This is a genomic window from Akkermansia sp. KLE1798 (assembly GCF_001580195.1).
Classification (GTDB): Bacteria; Verrucomicrobiota; Verrucomicrobiia; order Verrucomicrobiales; family Akkermansiaceae; genus Akkermansia; species Akkermansia biwaensis.
Genome location: NZ_KQ971094.1, coordinates 96,798 through 118,400 on the forward strand (window position 1 = coordinate 96,798; position 21,603 = coordinate 118,400).

25 protein-coding genes, 1 tRNA gene and 1 CRISPR repeat array are annotated in these 21,603 nt (G+C 58.6%); of the genes, 13 read left to right on the top strand and 13 right to left on the bottom strand.

Annotated features, from left to right (window positions below):
• Window positions 1–501: a CRISPR direct-repeat array (repeat unit 32 nt; unit sequence CGCTCTCCGCAAGGAGGGCGTGGATTGAAACT).
• Window positions 502–566: 65 nt separating this feature from the next.
• From HMPREF3039_RS10900 to HMPREF3039_RS10910, 3 genes are read right to left on the bottom strand one after another with little or no spacing between them, the layout of a single operon-like run.
• Window positions 567–824, bottom strand: a complete 258-nt coding sequence (locus HMPREF3039_RS10900) for a hypothetical protein (RefSeq protein ID WP_067573025.1) — start codon at window positions 822–824, stop codon at window positions 567–569.
• The gene (locus HMPREF3039_RS10905) at window positions 821–1,114 is read right to left on the bottom strand and encodes a MarR family winged helix-turn-helix transcriptional regulator (protein ID WP_067573027.1); all 294 of its coding nucleotides are present in this window, start codon (window positions 1,112–1,114) and stop codon (window positions 821–823) included. The genes HMPREF3039_RS10900 and HMPREF3039_RS10905 overlap by 4 nt, the downstream gene beginning before the upstream one ends.
• Before the next feature lie 50 nt (window positions 1,115–1,164).
• Window positions 1,165–1,785 carry a phage connector family protein gene (locus HMPREF3039_RS10910; RefSeq protein ID WP_067573029.1) on the bottom strand — a complete coding sequence of 207 codons (621 nt, stop codon included), beginning with the start codon at window positions 1,783–1,785 and terminating at the stop codon, window positions 1,165–1,167.
• A 322-nt stretch (window positions 1,786–2,107) separates the two neighbouring features.
• Here HMPREF3039_RS10910 and HMPREF3039_RS10915 point away from each other — a divergent pair, with 322 nt between their 5' ends.
• From HMPREF3039_RS10915 to HMPREF3039_RS10930, 4 genes are read left to right on the top strand one after another with little or no spacing between them, the layout of a single operon-like run.
• Window positions 2,108–2,314, top strand: coding sequence for a hypothetical protein (locus HMPREF3039_RS10915; RefSeq protein ID WP_067573031.1), 207 nt, complete (start codon window positions 2,108–2,110; stop codon window positions 2,312–2,314).
• A gap of 8 nt (window positions 2,315–2,322) precedes the next feature.
• Window positions 2,323–3,960 carry a portal protein gene (locus HMPREF3039_RS10920; RefSeq protein WP_067573033.1) on the top strand — a complete coding sequence of 546 codons (1,638 nt, stop codon included), beginning with the start codon at window positions 2,323–2,325 and terminating at the stop codon, window positions 3,958–3,960.
• Window positions 3,957–4,238 carry a Bbp19 family protein gene (locus HMPREF3039_RS10925; RefSeq protein WP_067573035.1) on the top strand — a complete coding sequence of 94 codons (282 nt, stop codon included), beginning with the start codon at window positions 3,957–3,959 and terminating at the stop codon, window positions 4,236–4,238. The genes HMPREF3039_RS10920 and HMPREF3039_RS10925 overlap by 4 nt, the downstream gene beginning before the upstream one ends.
• On the top strand, window positions 4,231–5,112 hold the full coding sequence (locus HMPREF3039_RS10930; RefSeq protein ID WP_067573037.1) for a hypothetical protein: 882 nt from the start codon (window positions 4,231–4,233) through the stop codon (window positions 5,110–5,112). Before HMPREF3039_RS10925 ends, HMPREF3039_RS10930 begins: the two co-directional genes overlap by 8 nt.
• 338 nt (window positions 5,113–5,450) lie before the next feature.
• On the opposite strand, the gene HMPREF3039_RS10935 is transcribed toward HMPREF3039_RS10930, so the two are convergent.
• Window positions 5,451–5,525 (bottom strand) — tRNA-Val (locus HMPREF3039_RS10935).
• A gap of 173 nt (window positions 5,526–5,698) precedes the next feature.
• On the opposite strand from HMPREF3039_RS10935, the gene HMPREF3039_RS10940 reads away from it, so the two are divergent.
• Together HMPREF3039_RS10940 and HMPREF3039_RS10955 are read left to right on the top strand one after the other, a co-directional pair.
• On the top strand, window positions 5,699–6,199 hold the full coding sequence (locus tag HMPREF3039_RS10940; RefSeq protein WP_067573039.1) for a thioredoxin family protein: 501 nt from the start codon (window positions 5,699–5,701) through the stop codon (window positions 6,197–6,199).
• A 985-nt stretch (window positions 6,200–7,184) separates the two neighbouring features.
• A complete protein-coding gene (locus HMPREF3039_RS10955) occupies window positions 7,185–7,532 on the top strand; it encodes a ferritin family protein (RefSeq protein WP_067573044.1) in 348 nt (115 codons plus the stop codon).
• A gap of 60 nt (window positions 7,533–7,592) precedes the next feature.
• Here the strand turns inward: HMPREF3039_RS10955 and HMPREF3039_RS10960 are convergent, their stop codons facing one another.
• Window positions 7,593–8,069, bottom strand: coding sequence for a C-GCAxxG-C-C family protein (locus HMPREF3039_RS10960; RefSeq protein WP_067573046.1), 477 nt, complete (start codon window positions 8,067–8,069; stop codon window positions 7,593–7,595).
• 10 nt (window positions 8,070–8,079) lie between these two features.
• Entirely contained in the window at window positions 8,080–8,730 is a 651-nt protein-coding gene (locus HMPREF3039_RS10965; protein WP_067573190.1) for a DedA family protein, read from the bottom strand.
• A 133-nt stretch (window positions 8,731–8,863) separates the two neighbouring features.
• Between HMPREF3039_RS10965 and lpxB the strand changes: the two genes are divergently transcribed.
• Window positions 8,864–9,982, top strand: coding sequence for a lipid-A-disaccharide synthase (lpxB, locus tag HMPREF3039_RS10970; protein WP_067573047.1), 1,119 nt, complete (start codon window positions 8,864–8,866; stop codon window positions 9,980–9,982).
• 130 nt (window positions 9,983–10,112) lie between these two features.
• A complete protein-coding gene (gene ybaK, locus HMPREF3039_RS10975) occupies window positions 10,113–10,616 on the top strand; it encodes a Cys-tRNA(Pro) deacylase (RefSeq protein WP_067573049.1) in 504 nt (167 codons plus the stop codon).
• Between the two features lie 47 nt (window positions 10,617–10,663).
• On the opposite strand, the gene HMPREF3039_RS13890 is transcribed toward ybaK, so the two are convergent.
• Together HMPREF3039_RS13890 and HMPREF3039_RS13895 are read right to left on the bottom strand one after the other, a co-directional pair.
• Window positions 10,664–10,912 carry a hypothetical protein gene (locus HMPREF3039_RS13890; RefSeq protein ID WP_147550147.1) on the bottom strand — a complete coding sequence of 83 codons (249 nt, stop codon included), beginning with the start codon at window positions 10,910–10,912 and terminating at the stop codon, window positions 10,664–10,666.
• Window positions 10,896–11,504, bottom strand: a complete 609-nt coding sequence (locus HMPREF3039_RS13895; RefSeq protein WP_147550144.1) for a hypothetical protein — start codon at window positions 11,502–11,504, stop codon at window positions 10,896–10,898. The genes HMPREF3039_RS13890 and HMPREF3039_RS13895 overlap by 17 nt, the downstream gene beginning before the upstream one ends.
• A 132-nt stretch (window positions 11,505–11,636) precedes the next feature.
• Here HMPREF3039_RS13895 and HMPREF3039_RS10985 point away from each other — a divergent pair, with 132 nt between their 5' ends.
• The 3 genes from HMPREF3039_RS10985 to HMPREF3039_RS10995 all read left to right on the top strand — a co-directional run bounded on the left by HMPREF3039_RS10985 (window position 11,637) and on the right by HMPREF3039_RS10995 (window position 13,958).
• Complete coding sequence (locus HMPREF3039_RS10985; protein WP_067573191.1) at window positions 11,637–12,155, top strand: pyridoxamine 5'-phosphate oxidase family protein; 519 nt, start codon at window positions 11,637–11,639, stop codon at window positions 12,153–12,155.
• Entirely contained in the window at window positions 12,152–12,889 is a 738-nt protein-coding gene (locus tag HMPREF3039_RS10990) for a YwaF family protein (protein ID WP_067573053.1), read from the top strand. The genes HMPREF3039_RS10985 and HMPREF3039_RS10990 overlap by 4 nt, the downstream gene beginning before the upstream one ends.
• A gap of 121 nt (window positions 12,890–13,010) precedes the next feature.
• On the top strand, window positions 13,011–13,958 hold the full coding sequence (locus HMPREF3039_RS10995) for a hypothetical protein (RefSeq protein ID WP_067982702.1): 948 nt from the start codon (window positions 13,011–13,013) through the stop codon (window positions 13,956–13,958).
• 95 nt (window positions 13,959–14,053) lie between these two features.
• On the opposite strand, the gene HMPREF3039_RS11000 is transcribed toward HMPREF3039_RS10995, so the two are convergent.
• Both HMPREF3039_RS11000 and HMPREF3039_RS11005 read right to left on the bottom strand, forming a co-directional pair.
• Window positions 14,054–15,190: an NADH:flavin oxidoreductase gene (locus HMPREF3039_RS11000; protein ID WP_067573057.1), complete on the bottom strand. Its 1,137-nt coding sequence runs from the start codon at window positions 15,188–15,190 to the stop codon at window positions 14,054–14,056.
• A 136-nt stretch (window positions 15,191–15,326) separates the two neighbouring features.
• Window positions 15,327–15,920, bottom strand: a complete 594-nt coding sequence (locus HMPREF3039_RS11005) for an anthranilate synthase component II (protein WP_067573059.1) — start codon at window positions 15,918–15,920, stop codon at window positions 15,327–15,329.
• Window positions 15,921–15,950: 30 nt separating this feature from the next.
• Between HMPREF3039_RS11005 and HMPREF3039_RS11010 the strand changes: the two genes are divergently transcribed.
• Both HMPREF3039_RS11010 and HMPREF3039_RS11015 read left to right on the top strand, forming a co-directional pair.
• A complete protein-coding gene (locus HMPREF3039_RS11010; RefSeq protein WP_067573061.1) occupies window positions 15,951–16,967 on the top strand; it encodes an aminodeoxychorismate synthase component I in 1,017 nt (338 codons plus the stop codon).
• On the top strand, window positions 16,948–17,559 hold the full coding sequence (locus tag HMPREF3039_RS11015) for an aminotransferase class IV (RefSeq protein ID WP_067952121.1): 612 nt from the start codon (window positions 16,948–16,950) through the stop codon (window positions 17,557–17,559). Before HMPREF3039_RS11010 ends, HMPREF3039_RS11015 begins: the two co-directional genes overlap by 20 nt.
• 324 nt (window positions 17,560–17,883) lie before the next feature.
• Here the strand turns inward: HMPREF3039_RS11015 and HMPREF3039_RS11020 are convergent, their stop codons facing one another.
• The 3 genes from HMPREF3039_RS11020 to HMPREF3039_RS11030 all read right to left on the bottom strand — a co-directional run bounded on the left by HMPREF3039_RS11020 (window position 17,884) and on the right by HMPREF3039_RS11030 (window position 21,584).
• Window positions 17,884–19,065, bottom strand: a complete 1,182-nt coding sequence (locus tag HMPREF3039_RS11020; protein WP_067573064.1) for an AGE family epimerase/isomerase — start codon at window positions 19,063–19,065, stop codon at window positions 17,884–17,886.
• A gap of 13 nt (window positions 19,066–19,078) precedes the next feature.
• Window positions 19,079–19,996 (bottom strand): dihydrodipicolinate synthase family protein, encoded by a 918-nt coding sequence (locus HMPREF3039_RS11025; protein ID WP_067573066.1) that lies wholly within the window; start codon window positions 19,994–19,996, stop codon window positions 19,079–19,081.
• A 145-nt stretch (window positions 19,997–20,141) separates the two neighbouring features.
• Window positions 20,142–21,584 carry a glycosyl hydrolase family 18 protein gene (locus HMPREF3039_RS11030; RefSeq protein ID WP_067573068.1) on the bottom strand — a complete coding sequence of 481 codons (1,443 nt, stop codon included), beginning with the start codon at window positions 21,582–21,584 and terminating at the stop codon, window positions 20,142–20,144.
• Window positions 21,585–21,603: the final 19 nt, after the last annotated feature.

Below are 21,603 nucleotides of genomic sequence, written 5' to 3' on the forward strand. Positions count from 1 at the left end.
CGCTCTCCGCAAGGAGGGCGTGGATTGAAACTGGCGACCAGCAGCGAGGCGGTTTTCACCGGAGAGTCGCTCTCCGCAAGGAGGGCGTGGATTGAAACTGCTCCGTGTCGGGCATGGCGAGGTAATCGTCCAGTCGCTCTCCGCAAGGAGGGCGTGGATTGAAACTTGAAGCCTTAACGGTCCTTCAATTATGATTGCAGTCGCTCTCCGCAAGGAGGGCGTGGATTGAAACTGTCCGGACAGTCATCATCAACAACGATCCTTGGGTCGCTCTCCGCAAGGAGGGCGTGGATTGAAACTGGACCCGCCCAACCATTGCCACACCGCCATTTCGTCGCTCTCCGCAAGGAGGGCGTGGATTGAAACAATCCCCAGTGCTACATCGGGGTCGACACGGGCGAGTCGCTCTCCGCAAGGAGGGCGTGGATTGAAACTCGCCCATGATGTCCTGGCGCACGACCACCCTGGTCGCTCTCCGCAAGGAGGGCTCGCTGACTTGTACGATAATTAAAAAGCACCCCGGATCAGGTAAGTCCGGGGTGCTTTTTTGTTTTCTACCGCAGGAGTCAGGGAATGGGTCGATCTTTCGGGTTGAGTTCGGCGGGCGGCAGGGAACGGAGCAGGGCCAGCAGGGGGTCCTGCACTGCGGTTCCTGTTTCACTCTGGCGTTTGAATTCCTCTTCTTCCTGCTGGAGGGCGGCCAGCTTGGTGTCTTCCACCAGGGCTTTGAATTTGTCCGCCTGGGAGTATTCTCCGTCCGTATCCCGGAACACGCGGGCAAGCCAGCGGCGTTTTTCTTCCGTGCTGAGCAGGGGATCGTTCATGAGTCCGGCTGTGTTTGTTTGTCCAGCAGGTTTCCGGCCAGTTGCCTGCCTCTCTCCGTAGAGCGGTAGACATAGGGACGGCAGTCCCCGAAGCGCTCTACGTAACCCTGCGCGATGAGGTCCTGCAAAATGTTTGTAACGGTGTTGGGGTGCAGCCGCGTCGCTTCCGTGATGGTGCTGTGTCGGCGGTACCCGGCAATGATGGCCAGAATGACTTGCGCGCTGCTGAGGCGGAAGTCCATCCTGCGTACGTTGGAAGCGAATATTTGGATGAAGTCCAGGGCTTTCATGAGTTTTTATTCACAGGTTTTTTGGATATTATTCACTTGTTATTCTCAAGTTATTCACAGTCTTCCGGATTGCGTGGGGACTTGATTTTTCTCAAGAGGTCCAACAGAGGGTGAGAGTCGTTGGAGAAGGATTGCACGGCGTTGACCGTGGCGGCCTGCGGAAGAATGATCTTGTGGAATTCCTGGTGAAGATTCTGGCGCAGGCTCTGGTTCCCTGTCATGGGCATGGCCAGTTTTTCCGCCAGGCGCGTCGCCAGGGCGTCCATGAAGAGGGGATCGAATTGTTCCGCGTCTTCAATGTCCGCGATGTAGCTCATCCGCAGCGGAGCCCGGGAGGCAAGAATGCGGCGGCCCTGCATTTTCCATTCCGTGCATTCCACGTCCAGAACGCGCAGGCAGTCTTTCGGCAGGGTGAATTGATAGGGCGTCAGGGAATTGGGGGCCTGGGCGGAAACGGAGTCCAGCGTGATTTGCACGGTGGCGAACGTCCACCGGGCCATGCAGAGTGTTTCCCTGCGGGCCGGATGGTAATGCAGGACGCAAAGGCGGGACGCTGTAGATTCATTGGCAATCAGGGCGTCCAGCGGAGCCTCCCCGATTTTGGATAGTGCGGCATTGCATATATCCAGTGCGGACGGTGTGTCCGGCTGAAGAGTAGATTCATTTGTCATAGCGCCCCATGATTGGCGGAAAATTTTTCCTGGTGCATCATGTTTGGCTGGCGCCTCTTTTGTGCCATCGGTGGCAGGTATGTGTTCGGGGCTTCCCCGGATGCATTTTATATGAATTCCGTTATTGGATAGGGGCGTCCGCCGATCGGAACCTTCCGGCAGGCGGCATAGCGTTCCTTCCGGATGCGGGGAACGGGGTGTTTTCAAGGGCAGGCCGTTTTATGGACTGCCGGACGGAATATCCCGCAGTCGGCCCAGGCCGTCCCGCCATGACCGGAACGGTAAATAACAAAATACAGAGAAAGAAGATATTATGGGATTCATGAAACCGTCCACACCTTCCACCCCGGCTCCCGTTCAGACCATCCCGGTCAAGGCGGAAAGCGTGGGTGCGGAAGTGGGAGAAGATTATCAGGCCAGGGAACGCCAGAGGCAGGGAATGATTTCCACCATTCTGGCGCGGCGCGGTACCGCCGGAGGGCAGGAGGATGTCAACCCGAAGACCCTGTTGAGAAAAACACTGGGATAACCACCGCCATGGAAGAACGAATTGCGGAACTGACTTCCGTGTACAAGGCCCTGGCCGCCCAGCGCGCGCCCTGGGAGACCTGGTGGGACCGGCTCCGGGACTATGTGCTGCCCAGGCGCCTGAACCGGGAGGGGGAAGTTTCCCTACCCAGCCGGGACGCCATGGACCGCATGACGGACACGACCGCCGTGGAAGCCTGCCAGAAGCTGGCCAGTGGCCATATGTCCTACATCACTCCCAGCCATGACGTGTGGTTCAAGTGGTCCGCTCCGGATGACCAGGGCGGGGATGAGGCGGAGGCGTGGTACAACCAGTGCTCGGAGGTCGCCTTGAAGGAACTCTCCGTATCCAATTTCTACACGGAGATTCACGAATGCTTCCTGGACCGCGTGGCTCTGGGAACGGGCAGTCTCTTTACCGGAACGTCCGCGGACGGGCGGCTGCTGTTCACGAACATTCCCTGCGGGCAATTCGCCTGCGCGGAGAATGCGGAGGGCAGGGTGGACACCTACGTCAGGGAATTCACGTTCACGGCTCATCAGGCGCGCAGCATGTTCGGGCTAAAGGCTCTCGGCCCTCGGGCGCGGGAAGTGCTGGAACGCGGCGGCAATCCGTATGCCACTTCCCTGAGGTTTCTTCACGTGGTGCGTCCTCGCACCCGGCGCATCCGCCGCAGGGTTCAGGCGTCCCATATGCCGTTTGAAAGCGTTTACCTGTCTCTGGACGACCAGGTGATCGTGGAGGAAGGGGGGTACATGGAATTTCCGTATCTGGTCACCCGGTTCCTGAAATGGGGAAACGGCCCGTACGGGCTGGCTCCCGGCAGGCTGGTTTTTCCCGCCATCCAGCAGGCGCAGTTCCTGAACCGTATTCTGGACACGCTGGGAGAGGTAGCCGCCTTCCCCCGCATTCTGGAACTGGCCAGCCAGATCGGGGAGGTGGACCTGAGGGCCGGCGGCAGAACGGTGATTACGCCGGAGGCCGCCTCCCTCCATTTGCCGCGGGAATGGGCCACGCAGGGCAGGTACGACATAGGGATGGACCGCCTGGCCCAGAAGCAGGAGGCCATCAAGCGGGCCTACTACCTGCCCATGCTGGAACTGTGGAGCGGCCACCACGGCAGCATGACCGCCACGGAAGTGATGGCCCGGGAAAACGAGCGCGTGCTCATGTTCTCCCCGTCTTTCACCCTGTTCGTGAGCGACCTGTATTCCACCATGGCGCGCATCTTTTCCCTCCTGTTCCGCATGGGCAAATTCCCCAGGCCGCCCCGCGCTGTTCTAAGGGAGGGGCGGGACGGCACCGTCCGGGTGGGAGAACCCAGGGTGGTGTACCAGTCCAAAATAGCCCTGGTGCTGCGGCGTTTGCAGAACGAAGGCATGGACCGCAGCCTGCAGCGCCTGAACATGATGATGCAGGCGGCTCCGGATCTGGCGGACCACGTGGACTGGGACTCCTGCTTCCGCCTCTCCGCACGGGTGGAGGGAGCCCCGGAAAGCATGCTGAAACCCTGGGCGGACGTTCAGGCCGTGCGGCGCCGGCGCCAGGCCCTGCAGCAGGCCGCGGAGCAGGAACCTGCCGTGGAGGAAGACCCTTACGCCTCCCTTGATCCGTTGCTCAGCCAATTAACAGCCATTCAGGAATGAACCAGGATACCATCTTGCAGCAGGAGGCTTCCCTGAAGGAGGCCCGCCTTAAAAGGCGGCAGCTTCTCCGCGTGTTTGACACGCCGGACGGCCGCGACGTCCTCTCCTTTCTGGAAGCCCGCTTCCAGACTGATTTACCCGTTTTTCAAGGCAGTCCGGGGAATTACGATCCCCTGGACGCCATGAGGCGCGATGCGTACAGGGAAGTATTCCTGTACATCCGCCGCCAGCTCCAGCTAGCCCTTAAAGAATCCACAACAGAAAACAAAAATGATTGATTCCATAGACACCAATGCCGCCGCACCCGCCGGGGATGCGGACTTTTCCTCAGCCGCGCCCCTTGAGGCGGAATCCCCTGCCGGCTCCATCCCTGCTACCCCCGCTTCGTCCGGCCTGCTGGGGGAAGACGGTTCCTTTGTTCCGGAATGGTATTCCCGGTTTGAGGAATTGAAAGGAACGGAAAAATCCCTGGCCAAATTCAAGACTCCGGAAGCCCTTGCCCGGAGCTACACGGAACTGGAACGCCTGCGGCGTTATCCCGGGGTGGATAATGAAGAACAAATGGCGCGTTTCCGCCAAATGGCCGGCCTGCCTGACTCCGAAGAAGACTACCGCCTGGAACGTCCGGAAACCATGCCGGAAGAGGAATGGAACCCTGAACTGGCGGAACGCATGGCCCGTGCCGCCTACCGCTACGGCGTTCCTCCGGAAGCCATGAACGCCCTGCAGGACACGATGGCGCAGGCCTACCAGGAGGCCAGGGAAAAGGTGCAGGAACAGCAGATGGAACAGGAAACCCAGGCGGAACAGTCCCTGCAGAACGAATGGGGCGGCAGCTACGAGCGCAACATGGGCAGGGCCACGGCGGCCCTTCAGCGCCTGGCCTCGGAAACGGGGGTGGATGCGGACGCCCTTCTGGACAACCCGGCCCTGGGTTCCAATCCGGACGTCATCCGCCTGCTGTACCAGGTCTCCCGCCTGCTGGATGAGGCGCCCCTCCATCAGGCGGGAGCAGCCGCTCCCTCCCCGGCTGAAGAAGCCATGCGGATGGAGTCGGACCCCTCCCATCCCCTCTATGAGGCATACATGAGCGTGAACCATCCCAATCACAAGTACGCCAATGAATTGTATGACCGCCTGACTTCCCGGTAACGGCCCCGGCCCGCGGAACGCCGCAGCCGGATAAAACAAGCCCGGCGGAAGGGGAACCTCCGCCGGGCTTAATGTCAGTTTTTCATCAGGGGAAGGTTTCAAGGGCTGGGGCCTTCTTTTTCCTTCCTACCATTAGCGTCCTGAGAGGGTGCTTGTGTTCAAAAAAAGTTGAAAAAAGATTTTTGAGCATCAGAAATTACGGTGTGGAAAAGCGTTCTTCTTATCGTATCGGAACACGTCATTTAAGTTTTGTTGCCCATTCCCGGCGTGTGTCCTGTTCCCGGAAACAGTGCCATAAAAAAATCCCGTCCGGAATGGGACGGGATTTTAAGGGGAAGTGGTACGCGGTATAGGATTTGAACCTACGACCTCCACCATGTCAAGGTGTTGCTCTACCACTGAGCTAACCGCGCGTTTGGAAGTGCGGGCGGATTATTACCCGATTAAGGCGGAAAGAGCAATACTTTTTTTGAACCTTGCCCATTTTATGGAAGAGGCAGAAAACTTCCGCCCTTGGGAAAGACACTGATTTTTCTTCCTATGAGGCTTGTTTTTGGTAAGTTGAAAGGAACATTTCCAAAGTGCGATGAACAGACATTTAATTTTTGCATTATGCGCCGCGGTGGGATTCAGCGTTTCCGGGGTTTCCCTGGCTCAGGACGCCCCGGCGGACAAGGAAGCCGCCGCCAAAGCGGCCAAGGCCGCCAAGGTGAAATTCCGCTGGGGAAAGAGCCTGAAGAGCGCCCAGAAGCAGTCGGAGGAAACGGGGCTTCCCATCGTTCTTCTCTTCACGGGAACGTCCTGGTGCGGTTACTGCGTCAAGCTGGAAAAGGAAGTCCTTTCCAAGAAGGAATTCAAGCAGGGCATGGACGGCGTAGCCATAGGCGTCAAATTCGAATTCAGCAGTTCGGATTTCAGCAAGTCGAAGGAAGCCAAGACGTACAAGATCACGGGCGTTCCGGCCATGGTCGTGGTGGATGGGGAAGGCAAGGAACTGGGGCGCACGGGTTATATTCCCGGACGCACTCCCGTCCAGTACGTTGAATTTTTCAAGAAATACGCGCCCAAAACTGCTGAGGCCAAATAGGGAGGGTGGTCCTGACCGAGGCATTTCAGGCAGGTGCGGCGGCAGAAAACCGCCGTTCCTGCCGTTTGTTATTGGAGGGCAAGGAAAAACGTTCTCTACAATCTTTTTCGTGATAAAAAACAAAAAAATATCACGGAAACGTTATTTTAAAAGCACCTTGAATGAAGGAATTTGAGCATCCGATGATACCTGCATACCTGAATTTTCAAATGAATCCGGCGGATGGAAGGAGGGCCGGATTCCCTTCGTGATGAACTTGGCGAGGGGTCATCCGGTTCATGATCGCGGCGGAATATGAATCCGTTCAGCTTTATGCCCGGTTCATGGAACCTACAGGCAACAAGCTGGCTTGGAACCTCCTTTGGGACATCACGAATGAAGGAAGAAACACGCCGGCGAATTTCTCCTTCACCTTCAGGTACGGGCCCCGGACGAACAGGGCTTTTACGACGAAGGAATGGGCAAAACCAATGAAAAAATTGAAAAGCTGAAGGGGCCCTGCAAGAGCATTCCATGTACTTTCTGCAAAACCGTCCTCTGACGGGGAATTTTCCTCCGTTCATGGTGGAAACGTCCGGCTTTCTCCACGGAGGCGGGATATTGGGACGCGGCACGGTTCAATCCGTACTGCCTCGTCAGGCATGGCAAAAGGAAGGGCAGAACAGGCACGGTGCAGGCTGGACGGTCATGGTACGAGTTTTTTCATTCGTTTCCAGTAAGGCGGGGAAGGGCACGAGATGGGAAATCACACGCATTTTGCCCGGTTTTATGAATGCGGAAATCGGACAGCCGACTGCACGGGTTATATTCCTCTCCCCTTCCCGGTTGCTCCTTGGAATTTTGGAAGGATGCGGACGCAAGAGAATTCCGAAAGGGAAGGAACTTTCATTAGACCGTTTTCCGTAATGAAAGTTCAAATAATGTCACGGAAAAATTATGACAAAAGCATATTGAATGAAAGAGTGGCGCATCCGGTCATACCTGCATGCCTGAATTTTCAAATGCATTTAGCGGATTAAAGGAAGACCGGATGCTCACCCACAATGAACTGGTGAGGGCCATTCGGTTCATGATCGCCGCGGAATATGAAGCCATCCAGCTTTATACTCAGCTTGCGGAATCCACGGACAACAAGCTGGCCCAGGACGTTCTTTTGGACATCACGAATGAAGAAAAGGAACACGCCGGAGAATTTCTCCGTCTCCTTCAGGTACTGGCCCCGGATGAACAGGGCTTCTACGACGAAGGGATGGGCGAAACCAATGAAAAAATTGAAAAACTGAAAGGTTCCTGCAAGAGCGGCCAGTGCTCCTCCGGCAAGGACGCCCATTGACGAGGATTTCCCTTCGTTCATGGTTGAAACGCCCGGTTTTCCTCAGGAAGGCCGGGCGTTTTAATGGGCCGGAGTGCCGGCTTCCAGATCCGCCGCCAGGCGTGCGCAGAAGGCGATGCAGCGTTCACACGGGCGGGATGCGTAATAGGCCGCCGTCCTGTCGCCGGGGCGCGCCGTTTCCCCCGCCAGTTGTTCCGGGGTCAGGCCCAGCAGTTGCCGGCAGTACAGCGTGCCGAATTCTTTCTTGAAATCCGCGGCCAGGGACTGCACCAGGGAAAAGATTTTTTCCTTTTCCCCGGCATCCGGGGAGGTGTTGCCGTGCAGACTGCCGGCTACCATGCTCAACCCGCAGAACGCGCCGCAGACTTCCCGCATGCGGCCGATGCCCGCCCCCAGCGGGGAGGAGAGCCTGAGAGCCGTCTCTTCCGACAGTCCGCAGACGTCCGCAAAGGCCGTGAACACGGACTGGGAACAATTGTAGCCCTGGTGAAAGTAGTCCAGCGCGCGGGCTGCGCGGTATTCCCCGGGAATGGTCATGGGCGGCTGTTTATTCGTCTGTTTCCGGAGAAGCGCTTTCCGTTCCTTCCTCCGCCTTCTTCTTGTCCGTCAGCCGCAGCATGATGATGTAGCAGACGGCCAGGACGAGCACGGCCAGAATGAGGGGCAGGCTTTCGCTCTTCACGGTGCGGATCAATTCTTCAGGGGACTTGAGCAGTTCCGGATGCCGTTCGCCGATCCGGTGGCCGTACCAGGCGAGCACGGCGCACCAGGCGAAGGCGCCGAGCGTGGTAACCAGGGAAAACACGCCGAATCCCATGCGGACGATGCCCGCCGGGATGGAGATCAGGTGGCGGATGACGGGGAGAAGGCGCGCAAAAAAGACCCCGGACACTTCATAACGTTGCAGGAAAAGTTCCGCCTTTTCCACCTTGTGGGGCGGCATGAAAAAGAATTTGCCCCAGCGCATGATGACCGGGCGGCCGACAACTCTGGCCACCACGTAGGTAATGGCGGACCCCAGCCAGGAGCCGAAGGTCCCGGCAAGGACGACGCCCCAGAAGCTCATGGGGGCGTCCGGCTGGGCGGAAAGAATGGCCGCGGGGGGAATGACCACCTCGCTGGGCACGGGAAAAATGGAGCTTTCCATGGCCATGAGAATGATGACGCCCGCATATCCCCAGTCCTGGACCCAGGACATCCAAAGTGTGATCAGCTCATGCATACCGCGCGTATATTGCATTAAAATCCTTGAAAGAAAAGTCTTTTATTGCCTCGCCGGAGGGGAGCGGGTAAAATCCGCAGGCGTACGGCGCGCGTCGTTCCAGAGTATTATGAATCTTTACATTATAGCGGGTGAAAAGAGCGGGGATATTCACGGGGCCTTGTTGCTGAAAAACCTGCTGCGCCTCATGCCCGGGCTGGAGGTCCGGGGGCTGGGCGGCGGCGGCATGCACGCGCTGTGCCCGGAGGTGGAAGACTGGGCGGATGAAGCGGCGGTGATCGGCTTTGTGGAGGTGGCCAAAAAATACGGCTGGTTCAGGAAGCGCTTCCTGGCGCTGCTGGAGCAGATCCGCCGTGACCAGCCGGACTGCCTGGTCCTGATTGACTATCCGGGATTCAACCTGCGCATGGCGGAGAAAGTCCGCAAATACTGCCCATATACCAAAATCGTTTACTTCATTTCTCCGCAGGTCTGGGCCTGGCACCGCGGACGCATTCCTAAAATGGTTCGCACGCTGGACCTGATGATGTGCATTTTCCCCTTTGAAGCCCCCCTGTTCCGGGAAGCCGGATTGAAATCGGAATTCGTGGGGCATCCCCTGGTGGACGAAATCGCCGCCATCCGGAAGGAAGGCGTGCGGGAACCGTCCCTGGTCGGCCTCTTTCCCGGCAGCCGGAACCGGGAGATAGACAGGCATTTCCCCGTATTCGCGGAAGTTGTCCGCCGCCTCTCCCGGACGCGGCCGGACCTGAAATTTGAGACTGCCGCCTCCAATGAGGCCCTGGCGGAAAGAATGCGCGGCATGGCGCGGAAGGCCGGAATGTCTCCGGATATCTTCAACATCACCGTAGGGCGTTACCATGAACTCATGGACCGCGCCGCGGTGGGCGTGGTGGCCTCCGGCACCGCCACGATGGAAGCCGCCCTCCACCGCCTCCCGTACATGCTCGTGTACAAGGTTCCCCTGCTCACGTACTGGATGGCCCGCATGCTCATTAAAATCCGCTTCATCGGCATGGTGAACATTCTGGCGGAAAAGCCCGTGGTGAAGGAACTGGTTCAGTTTGATTTCACCCCGGACAAGGTCATTGAAGAAATTGAGCGGCTGCTCGTTCCTGAAAACAGGGATGCGCTGCTGGCGGAAATGAAGCGGGCCTCGGACAGGCTGGGGCAGGGCGGAGCCGCGGAACATGCGGCGCAGGCCGTCTGCCGCCTGCTGAGCGAATAACGAATAGGAGCCTTCATTCATCCGGTCCTGCCTGTGCCGTGGAGGAAACTGCCGCAGAGTGGCATTTCCCCGCGGACCCTTGCCAAAACCGTGTGTTTTCTCTAAAATCACGGCACGTTTTTTAGCTCTTATGGCCGGGAAAAAGGAAAGGGATGTCAAAACCAATGCCATGCGGCTGCTGGACGCGCTCCATGTCCCGTACAGGCATTATGCGTATGAATGTACGGAATTTGTGGACGCCCGGCACACGGCGGCGGCCCTGGGACTGCCGCCGGAAAGGATGTACAAGACTCTGGTGACGGAGGGAGCTCCCCGCCAATACTACGTATTCGTCATTCCCATTGATTCGGAACTCTCCCTGAAAAAGGCCGCCCGGGCCGTGGGAGCCAAATCCCTGTCCATGATCCCGGTGAAGGATATTACCGCGGTGACGGGTTATGTCCGCGGCGGCTGTACGGCCCTGGGCATGAAGAAAAAATATCCCACCGTGATTGACTCCGGCGCGGAAGTCCTGCCGGAAATCGTGGTGAGCGGGGGGCGCCTGGGATGCCAGATCGAACTTGCCCCCGCGGATTTGCTTCAGGCGGCGAACGCCTCCTTTGCTGATGTGGCGGAACCGGGCGGCCTCCCGTGAGGGTCCTGTTCAGGAAATGCGGGTATTCCCGGTAAAAAGCTTCCCTATTAATCGGCCTTGTCCTTCAGGAGCTTCATGGATTGGCACTGCCGGATTCCTTCCCCGGACCGCGCGTATCCAACCGCTACGAAGCTGATTTTCCCGTCTCTGGCTTCACAGGTAAAAATGATGCACCGGTCATCCGGAAGGAGAGTCGTACTTTCGGGAGCGGAAGACAAGCCTTCGGCATCCAGCAGGATGTCTGTTCCCTTGACGTTCAGCATCAGGGGCAGGATGCTTCTATGGGCAAACACCACGATTTGATCGCCGTTTCTGATCCCCTTTAAATTTCCTTTCCCTCTGATAAGGGCCGTCCTGACGACATACTTGCCATGATAAAAACATCCGACCGGGTTCAGGAATTTCTGCAGCAGCGTATTGTCCCTTTCGACGGAAATGATGCCTTCCACGGGTATTCCGTGCTGATTGTGCATGCCAACGGCCCATGGTTCTTTTCCGTGCAGATCCGGAGAAAAAACAAAAAACAGGATAAGCATGGCTCCGGGAAGGAGCCATATGCTGATTTTTAGCAAGGTATTCTTTATTCTCTTTGGCATCCCGGTTCGCTTCGTATTTCTGCGGATGAAAAATTCTTAAATGGATATCCTTATCTGCACCATGCATTAAATTATCTTCTAACATTTTTAACGTTTGGTTTCCAGATTTTTTATCCCCGGCGGCTGACTGCCGATGCGTCCGGATCATGCTGCCATGCTGGACATTTTGGCGGAGAGCGGCCCGCCCTGCGTCATTTCCGCCATTCCGGAAAAGCCCGCTTTTCCCGGTAAAAAGCTTTCCCGGCCGACTGTTTTTTTGTATTCCTGCCGGAGCCAGTCCTTCCGGTTCCATGAGCGGCCATCTCCTTTTCCATACATGCCGGCCCCCGATGAATGGGGGGCTTTCCTTCCGTTTCCCGTCGTCGTTCCCTGCGCTGGAATGCTTCTCTTTCCGTGCGGAAAAATCAATGAATACTGTCAGGTGATGAGAAGAAAAGACAGGGAAGTCCGCCGGAGGGAGGACCTGCTGGCCATGATCTCGCAGTGCAAGGTGTGCCGCCTGGGCCTGTGGGACGGGGAGGAAGTGTATGTCGTCCCCCTGAATTTCGGGTATGAGGAACGGGACGGAGTCCTGCACCTGTTTTTCCACTGCGCCAGGGAGGGACGGAAGCTGGACATTCTGCGGAATAACCCGAAAGCCGCTTTTGAAATGGACGGGAATCATCTGCTGGTGAAGGGGAATACGCCCTGCCAGTACGGCTATTCCTATTGCAGCGTCATGGGGCGTGGAATGGTGGAAATTCTTGAAAAAGACGCGGAAAAGATTCATGCCCTGAACCGCATCATGCTGCACCAGACCGGACGGGAAGCGGTCTTGACGCCGTCCATGGCGCGCACCGTCTGCGTCCTGCGCCTGAAAGAGGAATCCGTCAGCGGAAAACTCCGTGAGCGGCCGGATGTTCCCCCGGTCCCGTCGATCGTTGATATTCCTGGTGATTTATGAATGACGACGTTTCGCCCTTGTTCATCCGCTGGAGCCTGGCCCACTGGGCGGCGCTCGGGGCAGTGGCGCTGGCCGCCGCAATCCTGCTGTGGGGCGGCCGCCGTCTCCGGATGGAAAAGCGGATACTGGTGGGCAAGGTGCTGGGGGCCGTCTTTCTGTTGACTTTCCTGGCGGAAACGTTCGGGCGCATCGTCCGGGAACACTGGGAGCCCTGGCAGGACAGGCTTCCCCTGCATTTTTGCAGCCTGATGACGCTGGTGTGCTTCATTGCCCTGTGGTACCGCAGGCCCTGGGCATGCGCCGCGGCGTACTTCGGCGTGCTGACGGCCAGCATCCAGGGGCTGATCACCCCCATGCTGTATGAAGGTTTTCCTTCCGCCGCCTTCTTCGCTTTCTTTGTAGGGCACGGCCTTCTGTTTATTTCCGCCCTGTATCTGCCGCTGGTGCTGGAATGGCGCGCACGCCCGTGGGACGACGTGAAAACCCTGCTCCTGTGCGACGCCTACCTTCTCCTGATCATTCCCGTCAATATCTGGCTGGGAACGAACTACGGATTTACCCGGTACGCCCCGGAGGGAAGCGTTCTGGAATACTTCGGTCCCGCGCCCTGGTATCTGCTGACGCTCCAAATCCCGGCCCTGGCCGTGCTTAGGCTGCTGTATCTGACCGTGCGCCCCTGGAAAAAGAAGAGGGAAGAAGGAACGGCGTCCGTTGAAAAACTCCCTGGGCAATAGGGTGAATTTCCTTGCGTTGTACGATGCGGGTGCTAATCAGGGATGAAGAGTGGAGGGGGGCCGGCCCATGTCTTTCAAAATCCTCTCCCTATATTTGTAATCATTAAATAATGAATGAACCATGAAAATTTTCCCTGCAACTGCCCTGATTCCGTTCTTGTGGTTGGTGCCGGCCACGGAGGCTCGGTCCTCAGATGACGCCCCGGCGCGTGAAAAGGCGGCATCCCCGGAAAAAGAGGAGGCCGTTCCGTGGCGGCGCTGCACCGTATATGCATCCCCCGGCTCCAAGGTGAAGGAGGAGACCTCCCTGTTCCGCATCCGGGTACTGCGCTCTCCGGAGGGCACGGCTTGCGTTCTGAAGGGGGACCGTCCGTTTGAAGTGTTTCCCAAGGACGGAACGCGTCTGGTATTTCAGGAAATGAAAAAGCTTCCCTTGCCCGGAAACGTCCGTGAAATCCTGGATTTGGAACGCCGTGACGACAGCGGGAACATGAGGCGCCCCTTCAGTGAATATAAAAAAACTACCGGGTACTTTGACTACTCCTGCACCGTTCCGCGTGAATATCATACTTTCTTCTTCGGAGACGGGGGAGACGTCTTCCTGCTGGAAAAATCACAGGGCGCCAGTGCTCCCTCCCTGAAAATAAATCATCATTTCAGAAAACTGCATATCCGTAAATGCAGTCTGGACGCCCGCAAGGGAAAAATCCCGGTGTTTTACTACCGCGGAATCTCCGGGGAGGACCCCACTCTGGTCAGCGATTTCCTGGGCCTTGTTTCTCTTGAGGACGGAACGCTCACGGAATTGGGGCCTTATGAAGACATGGGAGTCTCAAGTATCAAATGGCTGAATGATCATGAATTGTTTATCTGCATGAAAACGAGGAAATCCTCCACATGGGCCGTCTATGACATTCGGCGGAAACGGGAGGCGGCACAGGGAACCACCGCTCTTGACAGCAGTGACGAGTCGTGCGAACGGTTTCTCGGCGACTACATCGTCAGAAAAGGAGTCGTCTATGGCCTGCAATGGGACGGGCGCGTGAAGCGCCTGTATCCGGCCCCGTAATGCCCGTTGCCTCCGGGGCACGGTCCCATGAAATGACCGGGAACATTCCTGAAGCGGACTGTCTCCCGTGTGTTTTTTCCGCAGGAACCCGTTTTTCAGCTCAGGGACTGGAGGGCCTCCTTCGTGAACTGGCGGATTTCCTTTTCCCGTGAATGGTGGATTTTCTGCGCCCACTCCGCATCCGCCAGCAGGGCGCGCCCCACGGCGATGAGGTCGAACTCGCCTGCCAGCATCCGTTCCACCAGGGGTTCGATGCTCGCCGCTTCCGCCTCCGGGCCTCCGTCGAAAACATTCGTGAATTCCCGGTTAAGCCCCACGGAGCCGACGGAAATGGCCGGCTTGCCCGTAAGCTTCTTGGTCCAGCCCGCCAGATTCAGGCGGGAGCCTTCGAACTCCGGTTCCCAGAACCGGCGCGTGGAGCAGTCGAAAATGTCCACGCCCGCTTCCGTCAGGGGCGTCAGGAAATCTTCCAGTTCCACGGGCGTACGCGCCAGCTTGGCGTCGTAATGCCCGGTTTTCCACTGGGAAAAGCGGAAAATAATGGGAAACTGGCTGCCTACCGCCTTGCGGACGGCATGAATGATGCGGCTGGCAAAGCGGGTGCGCCCCACCAGGTCTCCCCCGTACTCGTCCGTTCTCCTGTTGGTTTCCTTCCAGAAAAACTGGTCGATCAGGTAGCCGTGGGCACCGTGAATCTCCACACCGTCGAATCCCAGTCTTTTGGCGTCCGCGGCCGCACGGGCAAAGGCGTCGATCACCTCTTCTATCTTGGCGGCGCTCATGGGGTCCGTCGTCTGCCGGAGCGTATTCACGTCAATGCCGGAAGGCCCGATGGGCGGAAGTTCCGGGTTGGGAAGGTTCTCTCCCTTGAAGGGCCGCGCCATGCCCACGTGCCAGAGCTGGGGGGCTATCTTGCAATCCGTCGTGTGGACGGCTTCCAGCACTTTTTTCCAGCCCCGGAGCGGCGCGCCGCCAAAAAAATTGGGATAGTTGGAGGAAGGGGAGGCGCTCGGCTCGTCAATAAATGTGCCTTCCGTAATGATGAGGCCCACTTCATGTTTGGCCCGGCGCTGGTAGTAGGCGGCCACCTCGTCCGTGGGCACGCCGCCGGGGGAAAATCCCCGGGTCATGGCCGGCAGGACGATGCGCGTGGGGGTGTCAAGCTTGCGTGAATGGAAGGGCTGGAACAGAATTTCCATGTCCCTGATCTTGAGTTCATCCTGTGTATTCATGAAATGGAGGCTGTGATGGATGGGCCGGACTGCGGAGCGCGCCGGACATGTACAGGAATGAGACAACTCCCGGCGCGCTCCTGTTCATCCCCGTTCCGGGCATGGGGGAATTCCCGCGTACGCTGCCGCCCCTCCTTTATTCCTGAGAAAGCGCTAGGAAATTGCGCATCATGAGGCTGCCGGACGGAGTCAGGATGGATTCCGGGTGAAACTGGATGCCGTACAGGGGGCGGGTCCGGTGCCGGATGGCCTGGATATGGCCCCGGCCGTCCTCCGCCGTGACAATCAGCTCATCCGGCCAGGACTCCCGTGACAAGCGCCAGGAATGGTACAGGCCCGCGGTGAACTCCTCCGGGAGCCCGGCAAAAAGGGGAGAGGGGCCGCAGCGGCGTATCTGCGCTCGCGCTCCGTGGAGCGGGCTTGGGAGTTGTTCCAGAGCGGCTCCGAAGTGGACTCCCAGGATTTGATGCCCCAGGCAGACCCCCAGCACCGGAATATCCGGCGGCAGGCGGCGCAGCAGGCGGAAGGTGGCCCGGTGGCAGGAATCGTGCACCACGCCCGGACCGGGGGAGAGGATGACCTTTTCCCCCTTCCGCACCGCGTCTTCCAGGCCGGGAAAATCATGGGGAACCACGCGCGGAACGGCCATGCCCGTGGCCGCGGCCAGTTCCGCGAGGTTCCAGGTGAAGGAATCCCGGTGGTCGATGATCCAGACGTTCGGTTGACTCATGGCACGCACATGATAAAATAAATCCCGCCAATGTACACACGGGAAGAAACCATCCGCCGCATGAATGGCCTGGGCCGGGCCGGCGCTCCGTTTTTCTTCGTGATTTCCCATGATTTGGAGCACAACCTGCTCTTTGAAAGGAAGGATGGAGGGCAGGGGCGCTCCGCGGCCTTTTCCCTGCCGCTGGGGGAACGCGGCGGATTGCGGGACTGTCCCCCTCTCCCGGAGCAAATCCGTTTTGACCCCGTTCCCTGTTCCGTGTCCCGGTATGCCGCCGCCTTCTCTTCCGTGCGCGCCCATCTGCTGCGCGGGGATTCCTATCTGCTCAACCTGTGCGTGGCCACTCCAGTGAAGACGAATTTGACGCTTCCCCACCTGTTCCGCTTCGCGCGGGCCCCGTACAGGATGCTGCTGGGGCCGGACGCCTCCGTTCCCGGAGTTCATGGCCGCGCCTGCGCCTGCTTTTCCCCGGAACCGTTCGTGAAGGTGCGGGGGCGGGAAATCGCCACGTTTCCCATGAAGGGAACGGCGGATGCCGCCACGCCGGAAGCCCGGCGCTGGCTGGAGGAGGATGAAAAGGAAAACCGGGAATCCGCCACCATCGTGGACCTGATGCGGAACGACCTCTCCATGGTGGCCTCCCGGGTGCGGGTGAAGCGCTACCGCTACATCAGCCCCGTGGAAACGCGCGGAGGGACGATTCTGCAATGCAGCTCCGAGATTTGCGGCGCCTTGCCTGAAAACTGGCCTTCCCGCCTGGGGGAGATCATGATGGCATTGCTCCCCGCCGGAAGCGTGACGGGCGCGCCGAAGGAAGCCACCTGCCGCGCCATTGCGGAGGCGGAAGACATGGAGCGCGGATTTTATACGGGGATATTCGGCTTTTTCAACGGAAGGGACCTGGACTCCGCCGTAGCCATCCGCTTCATGGAGGAGGACGGGACGGACCTTGTCTATAAAAGCGGAGGGGGAATCACCGTAATGAGCCGGATGGAAGATGAATACCGGGAAGCAATTGCCAAAGTCTATGTGCCGTTTGATCTTTGAAACCGTGAAGTGGGCGGATGGCGCGCCCCGCCTGCTCCCCTGGCATCAGGAAAGGGTGGGGAAGGCGATGGAGCTGTACGGCGCGGCGGATGCGCCCGTTCCGGATCTGGCGGCCGTGCTGGCTTCCTGTCCGGGCCCCGGCAGCGGCATCTATAAATGCCACATTACCTACGACACGCAGGGACGGGTGAAAGCCCCCGTATTTGCACCCTACCGCCCCCGCAGGGTGAAAAAACTGGTGTGCGTGGAAGCCCCACACCTGGATTACTCCTGCAAGTGGGAGGACAGGACGGCCCTGGAGGCCGTGGGCGCGGGATTGGGCGGGGATGAGGAAGCCCTCATTCTCCGGAACGGCCTGGTGACGGATACCCGCTACAGCAACGTCGTGTTCGGGGACGGCTGCCGCTGGGTGGCTCCGGAGACCTTCCTGCTGCCGGGCACCAAGCGCGCGTTCCTGCTGGAACGGGGAAGGATGGAATGCCGCCCCCTGAAAGCGGAGGACGTGAAAAAGTTCCGCTTCTGTTCCCTGGTCAACGCCATGCTGGACCCCGGCGATGTGGTGGTGCGCACGGAAGACATTCTTCTTCCCTGAGCGATCCTTGTTATTGTGGAAAAGCGCCGTTTCCGGCCGGAAAACGGACGGCGTGGAGCCGTCCCGTGTGAAAGCCATCGTGATGGAAGCCGTGAAGTACTTGGATACGGCGCCCCGGTACAGAACAATTTCCAGCGCTTGTTACATGGCTTCCAAGGTTGGGACGCCTATGCCTGTTATGCCATAAAGGATAGGAAGACGTGCCGGATGAAGAAGACGTCCAGCAGCGTGAAAATTGCGGAAAGACGGCCTTCTCCGGATAAAAAACGGCTGCCCCGGGATAACAGGACAGCCGTTTGAACAGAGGTTGCTTTTATTTTGCCGTTAAATGGCGCCGCAGTAGTGGGCGCAGCACCACATGGCGCGGGGATGGTGGAAGAAGGACTTCCAGAGGCTGCCCTTGAGGGTGTTCGCCCTGGAGCCGTCCTTGTTCAGATAGCCGAACCAGTCGCCGTGCTGCACGTCCTGGAAATGGGAGAAAGCCCAGTTGTGCACCATGTTGTGCCGGATGGCGTAGCGTTCCTCCCCGGTAAGCTTGTAGGCGAGGGTCATGGCGATGAGCGCCTCGTCGTGAGGCCACCAGAACTTCATGTTGTGCCAGTATTCCTGGACGGGCTTGCCGTACACGTCCGTGTAGTAGAGCAGGCCGCCGTTTTCCCGGTCCCAGCCGCGTTCGAAGGCCCAGTCGATCATGTCGCAGCCCACCTTGATCAGTTCCGGATCATTGCCGCGGCAGCGGGCTTCCTCCAGAACGAACCAGCCGCCCTCGATGGTATGGCCGGGGTTCAAGGTGCGTTCGTCAAAGTGGTCGATGATGGAGCCGTCCGTTCCCACCACCTCCATCACGGCCTTGATGTCCGGCTTCATGAACAGGGTGCGCAGGTCGCGGATGCAGCGGTCGATCCACCCGGTGTAGAATCCGTCCTCGTCGCCCAGGTATTTGCGCATTTCCTGGGCGGTGGCCAGCGTAATCATGCGCGTTCCCAGCCCGGTTGTGGGGCGGTTCCCGGTGAACTTGGGCGCCATTTTGCCGGGCGTGAAGCACATGTCCGTGAAAATGTCGAACCAGTGGCGGGCTGCTTTGGCGGATTCCTCGCTGCCGGCGGCTTTCGCGTGGGCCGCGAAGGCGATGGCGGCAAAGGACTCGCTGTACGCGTAGCGGCGCTTGCGGATGGGGGTGCCGTCCGCCGCCACATGAAAGTACATGCGGCCGTCGGAAGGGTCCACGCATTTGGCGGCCAGGAAGGTCAGGGCGCTTTCCGCCCACTTGAGCCAGTCCGGGTTCTTCTCAATGCTGTTGTACATGGTCAGCAGCATCCAGGCCATGCGGCCCTGGGCCCAGACGGACTTGTCCGTGTCCACCAGGGTGCCGTCCGCGTCAAAGCAGTGGTAGAGGCCGCCGTTCTTCTCGTCGCAGGCGCGGGGGAACCAGAAGGGAAGCACGTCTTCCAGAAGCTGGCGGCGGTAAAATGCGCCCAGTGCGGGCATGTCAAGCGTTGCAGCCATAGGAAAAGACGGTTCAGTTCATGGCCCACTGGAAGAAGCCGATGGCTTCCAGTTCGGAACGGAGTTCCTTGAGCTGGTCCGCGGTCGGGTTGCCCTGCGGCAGACGCGCCGGACCCAGGTCCACGCCCAGCCAGCCCATCAGGGCCTTGGCGCATCCCATGTAGCCCTTGGAGGCCAGGATGTTGATCATCTGAACGGACTTCCACTGGCAGTCCTTCGCCGTTTCCACGTCTCCCTCTTCAAAGGCCTTGATCAGGTTCTGGTACAGGGCCGGGGCAAAATTGAAGGAGCTACCCACCGCTCCCCTGGCGCCGACGGACAAAGCCCCCGTGAACCATTCGTCCACGCCCCACGGAATATCCACGTTTTCGTCGTAATTCAGGGTGGTCTGGTACAGGGCCAGGTCCGGATTGGTGAATTTGATGCCCGCAAAATTCGGAATCTGCTCCTTGGCCAGCTTGATAAAATCGACCGGATTGAAGCGCACGCCCGTCAGCACGGGAATGTCATAGTAGTAATAGGGCAGGTCCGGAGCCCCGGAGGCGGCAAAGGCGCAGCATTCCACCAGGCGCTGGACCGTGGCGGGCTTGTAATAGGAGGGGGCCAGGGAACTGGTGGCCACAAAGCCGCATTCCTGGGCGAAAGAGGCCAGTTCCCTGGCGTCCCGGACGCTGTTGGACCCGGTGTGGGCGATCACCTGAACGCCATGCCTGGCGGAGGCTTCCTTCCATGCGGAGTAGATTTCCTTGCGTTCCTCAAGCTGCATGGAGGAGGACTCACCGGTGCTGCCGGTAATGAAAGCGAGTTTGATGCCCTGGGAGGCAAGCAGTTTGGCCTGGGCATCTACACTGGAGGCGTTAAGAGAGCCGTCCGTCTTGAACGGTGTATGTACGGCGGCCACCAGGCCGTGGAGTTTCAGTGACGTATTCATGTAGTATGAAAAAGTTCAGGCGGATGATGCCAGAGCATGTTCATGATGACAATCCCGGAGTTTCCGGACCACAAAAAAGACCACATGAAAAACCGGGCGTCCCCCGGAAAGGGACGCCCGGTTGAAGAAAACATGCCTTTAGCGGTTAGCGGACAGCCTGTTGCTTGATGACGCCGAACATGGCCTTTGCCAGGGATTTGGCGTGCGTCAGCAGCAGATCGCCGTCATAACACCAGATCATCACGCCGCCCAGTTTCTGGGTTTTTACGTACTGGCATTTTTTCTTGATCGTGGTGATGCCGTTGAAGTAGTGCTGCTGCCCGTCAATGGTGCAGGTATCCGTTCCGGGAGCCATGTTGGGATAGAGCTGGATGACGGTGGAATAGCCTTTCTGGGCGTCCCAGTTGCGGTTGGAGCGCGTTTCATTCGTGTAAAACGGCAGCCCCATCACGATTTTGCAGTCCGGCACGTTTTTATTCCGCATGGTGTTCACGTCCGTCACCATATCCGGATAAGTGGAATGCTGGCCGCCACGGTCATAGCTCATGACGTTGACGAAGTCCAGCAGGTCCATCATTTCCGAGGTGGGCGCCAGGTAGTACGGATTGATGGCGGAACTCAGGGACATGCCGTTGGCGCCCATGGCGGAACGGACTTCCCCCAGGAACAGGGAAAAATGATACCATTGGGTGTCGTTGTCGGGGTACTCCCAGTCGATGTCGATGCCGTCGAAGCCCTTTTCCTTCGCAAAGGAAACCAGTTGACGGGCGAATTTGACCCGTTTTTCCGGATCGGCCGTGATGGCCGTCATGCCCGCGTCGCAGTGGGCCACGCCCAGAATGATCTTGCTGCCCGCATTGCCGCGCAGGTTCTTGAGCTTGTCCAGTCCGTTCAGGAACTGTTCGTTGTTCTGTCCGGTCAGGTTCCCGTCGGTATCACAGCCCACGTTGAAGTAAATAAGGTCCGTGAAGGATTTGAAATGCTGCGCATTCAACTGGTCGCGGTTCCATTGCATCAGGTTGGTGTGGCGGTAGTAGGGAACCACCCGGAACTGGTAGGGGTAAACCTGGGCGCAGCCTTCCGGAGAGGGATTGGAAATGGCGATGTTGGAGTCCTCCAGCAGGGCGATTCCTGTGCAGGCGGCGTCCACCTTGTTCAGGCCGCGCGCCCTGGGGATAAGGTCCACGCACAGCCAGAAATAGTTGTCTCCGGGGGAGAGAGGGTGGCTCCCTTCAAACTGGAGATTTTTCGCGCCTTTGGAAATGGTGTTGAGGATGGGGAAGGCGCGGCGGTTGGCCTGGCCCGAATTCGGTGAAAAGTACGGAGTGGTTCCGGACGCGAATATTTGCGCCTTGGCGATATCCGCAACAGAGGTGGTTCCCGCCATGGAAAAGGTCATGCCTTTCAATATCTGGCTGGTTTCCGTGACGGTTACCTTGATTTTCATGATGGCCTGGCTGACACCTCCCGCGTACAGGACGGAATGTGTCTGTTCACAGGAGGCCGTAGCTGCCGCCGCCAAAAGAGGGGACGCACCGCAAACGCCCAGGGCCAGGGCGCACAATGCCGGTTTGAGGATGCTGTTCATGGTTGAAGGGTGTGGATGT

What these genes read in the sequence shown, in the direction of transcription:
- HMPREF3039_RS10930 (WP_067573037.1), top strand. Translation starts at nt 4,231, where the DNA reads ATGATTGATTCCATAGACACCAATGCCGCCGCACCCGCCGGGGATGCG.
- HMPREF3039_RS11005 (WP_067573059.1), bottom strand. Translation starts at nt 15,920, where the DNA reads ATGAGTCAACCGAACGTCTGGATCATCGACCACCGGGATTCCTTCACC.
- HMPREF3039_RS11015 (WP_067952121.1), top strand. Translation starts at nt 16,948, where the DNA reads ATGTGCCGTTTGATCTTTGAAACCGTGAAGTGGGCGGATGGCGCGCCC.
- ybaK (WP_067573049.1), top strand. Translation starts at nt 10,113, where the DNA reads ATGGCCGGGAAAAAGGAAAGGGATGTCAAAACCAATGCCATGCGGCTG.
- HMPREF3039_RS10965 (WP_067573190.1), bottom strand. Translation starts at nt 8,730, where the DNA reads ATGTCCTGGGTCCAGGACTGGGGATATGCGGGCGTCATCATTCTCATG.
- HMPREF3039_RS10990 (WP_067573053.1), top strand. Translation starts at nt 12,152, where the DNA reads ATGAATGACGACGTTTCGCCCTTGTTCATCCGCTGGAGCCTGGCCCAC.
- HMPREF3039_RS10985 (WP_067573191.1), top strand. Translation starts at nt 11,637, where the DNA reads ATGAGAAGAAAAGACAGGGAAGTCCGCCGGAGGGAGGACCTGCTGGCC.
- HMPREF3039_RS10955 (WP_067573044.1), top strand. Translation starts at nt 7,185, where the DNA reads ATGCCTGAATTTTCAAATGCATTTAGCGGATTAAAGGAAGACCGGATG.
- HMPREF3039_RS11000 (WP_067573057.1), bottom strand. Translation starts at nt 15,190, where the DNA reads ATGAATACACAGGATGAACTCAAGATCAGGGACATGGAAATTCTGTTC.
- HMPREF3039_RS10995 (WP_067982702.1), top strand. Translation starts at nt 13,011, where the DNA reads ATGAAAATTTTCCCTGCAACTGCCCTGATTCCGTTCTTGTGGTTGGTG.
- HMPREF3039_RS10900 (WP_067573025.1), bottom strand. Translation starts at nt 824, where the DNA reads ATGAACGATCCCCTGCTCAGCACGGAAGAAAAACGCCGCTGGCTTGCC.
- HMPREF3039_RS13895 (WP_147550144.1), bottom strand. Translation starts at nt 11,504, where the DNA reads ATGGAACCGGAAGGACTGGCTCCGGCAGGAATACAAAAAAACAGTCGG.
- lpxB (WP_067573047.1), top strand. Translation starts at nt 8,864, where the DNA reads ATGAATCTTTACATTATAGCGGGTGAAAAGAGCGGGGATATTCACGGG.
- HMPREF3039_RS10920 (WP_067573033.1), top strand. Translation starts at nt 2,323, where the DNA reads ATGGAAGAACGAATTGCGGAACTGACTTCCGTGTACAAGGCCCTGGCC.
- HMPREF3039_RS10915 (WP_067573031.1), top strand. Translation starts at nt 2,108, where the DNA reads ATGAAACCGTCCACACCTTCCACCCCGGCTCCCGTTCAGACCATCCCG.
- HMPREF3039_RS11010 (WP_067573061.1), top strand. Translation starts at nt 15,951, where the DNA reads ATGTACACACGGGAAGAAACCATCCGCCGCATGAATGGCCTGGGCCGG.
- HMPREF3039_RS10905 (WP_067573027.1), bottom strand. Translation starts at nt 1,114, where the DNA reads ATGAAAGCCCTGGACTTCATCCAAATATTCGCTTCCAACGTACGCAGG.
- HMPREF3039_RS10925 (WP_067573035.1), top strand. Translation starts at nt 3,957, where the DNA reads ATGAACCAGGATACCATCTTGCAGCAGGAGGCTTCCCTGAAGGAGGCC.
- HMPREF3039_RS11030 (WP_067573068.1), bottom strand. Translation starts at nt 21,584, where the DNA reads ATGAACAGCATCCTCAAACCGGCATTGTGCGCCCTGGCCCTGGGCGTT.
- HMPREF3039_RS10940 (WP_067573039.1), top strand. Translation starts at nt 5,699, where the DNA reads ATGAACAGACATTTAATTTTTGCATTATGCGCCGCGGTGGGATTCAGC.
- HMPREF3039_RS11025 (WP_067573066.1), bottom strand. Translation starts at nt 19,996, where the DNA reads ATGAATACGTCACTGAAACTCCACGGCCTGGTGGCCGCCGTACATACA.
- HMPREF3039_RS11020 (WP_067573064.1), bottom strand. Translation starts at nt 19,065, where the DNA reads ATGGCTGCAACGCTTGACATGCCCGCACTGGGCGCATTTTACCGCCGC.
- HMPREF3039_RS10910 (WP_067573029.1), bottom strand. Translation starts at nt 1,785, where the DNA reads ATGACAAATGAATCTACTCTTCAGCCGGACACACCGTCCGCACTGGAT.
- HMPREF3039_RS10960 (WP_067573046.1), bottom strand. Translation starts at nt 8,069, where the DNA reads ATGACCATTCCCGGGGAATACCGCGCAGCCCGCGCGCTGGACTACTTT.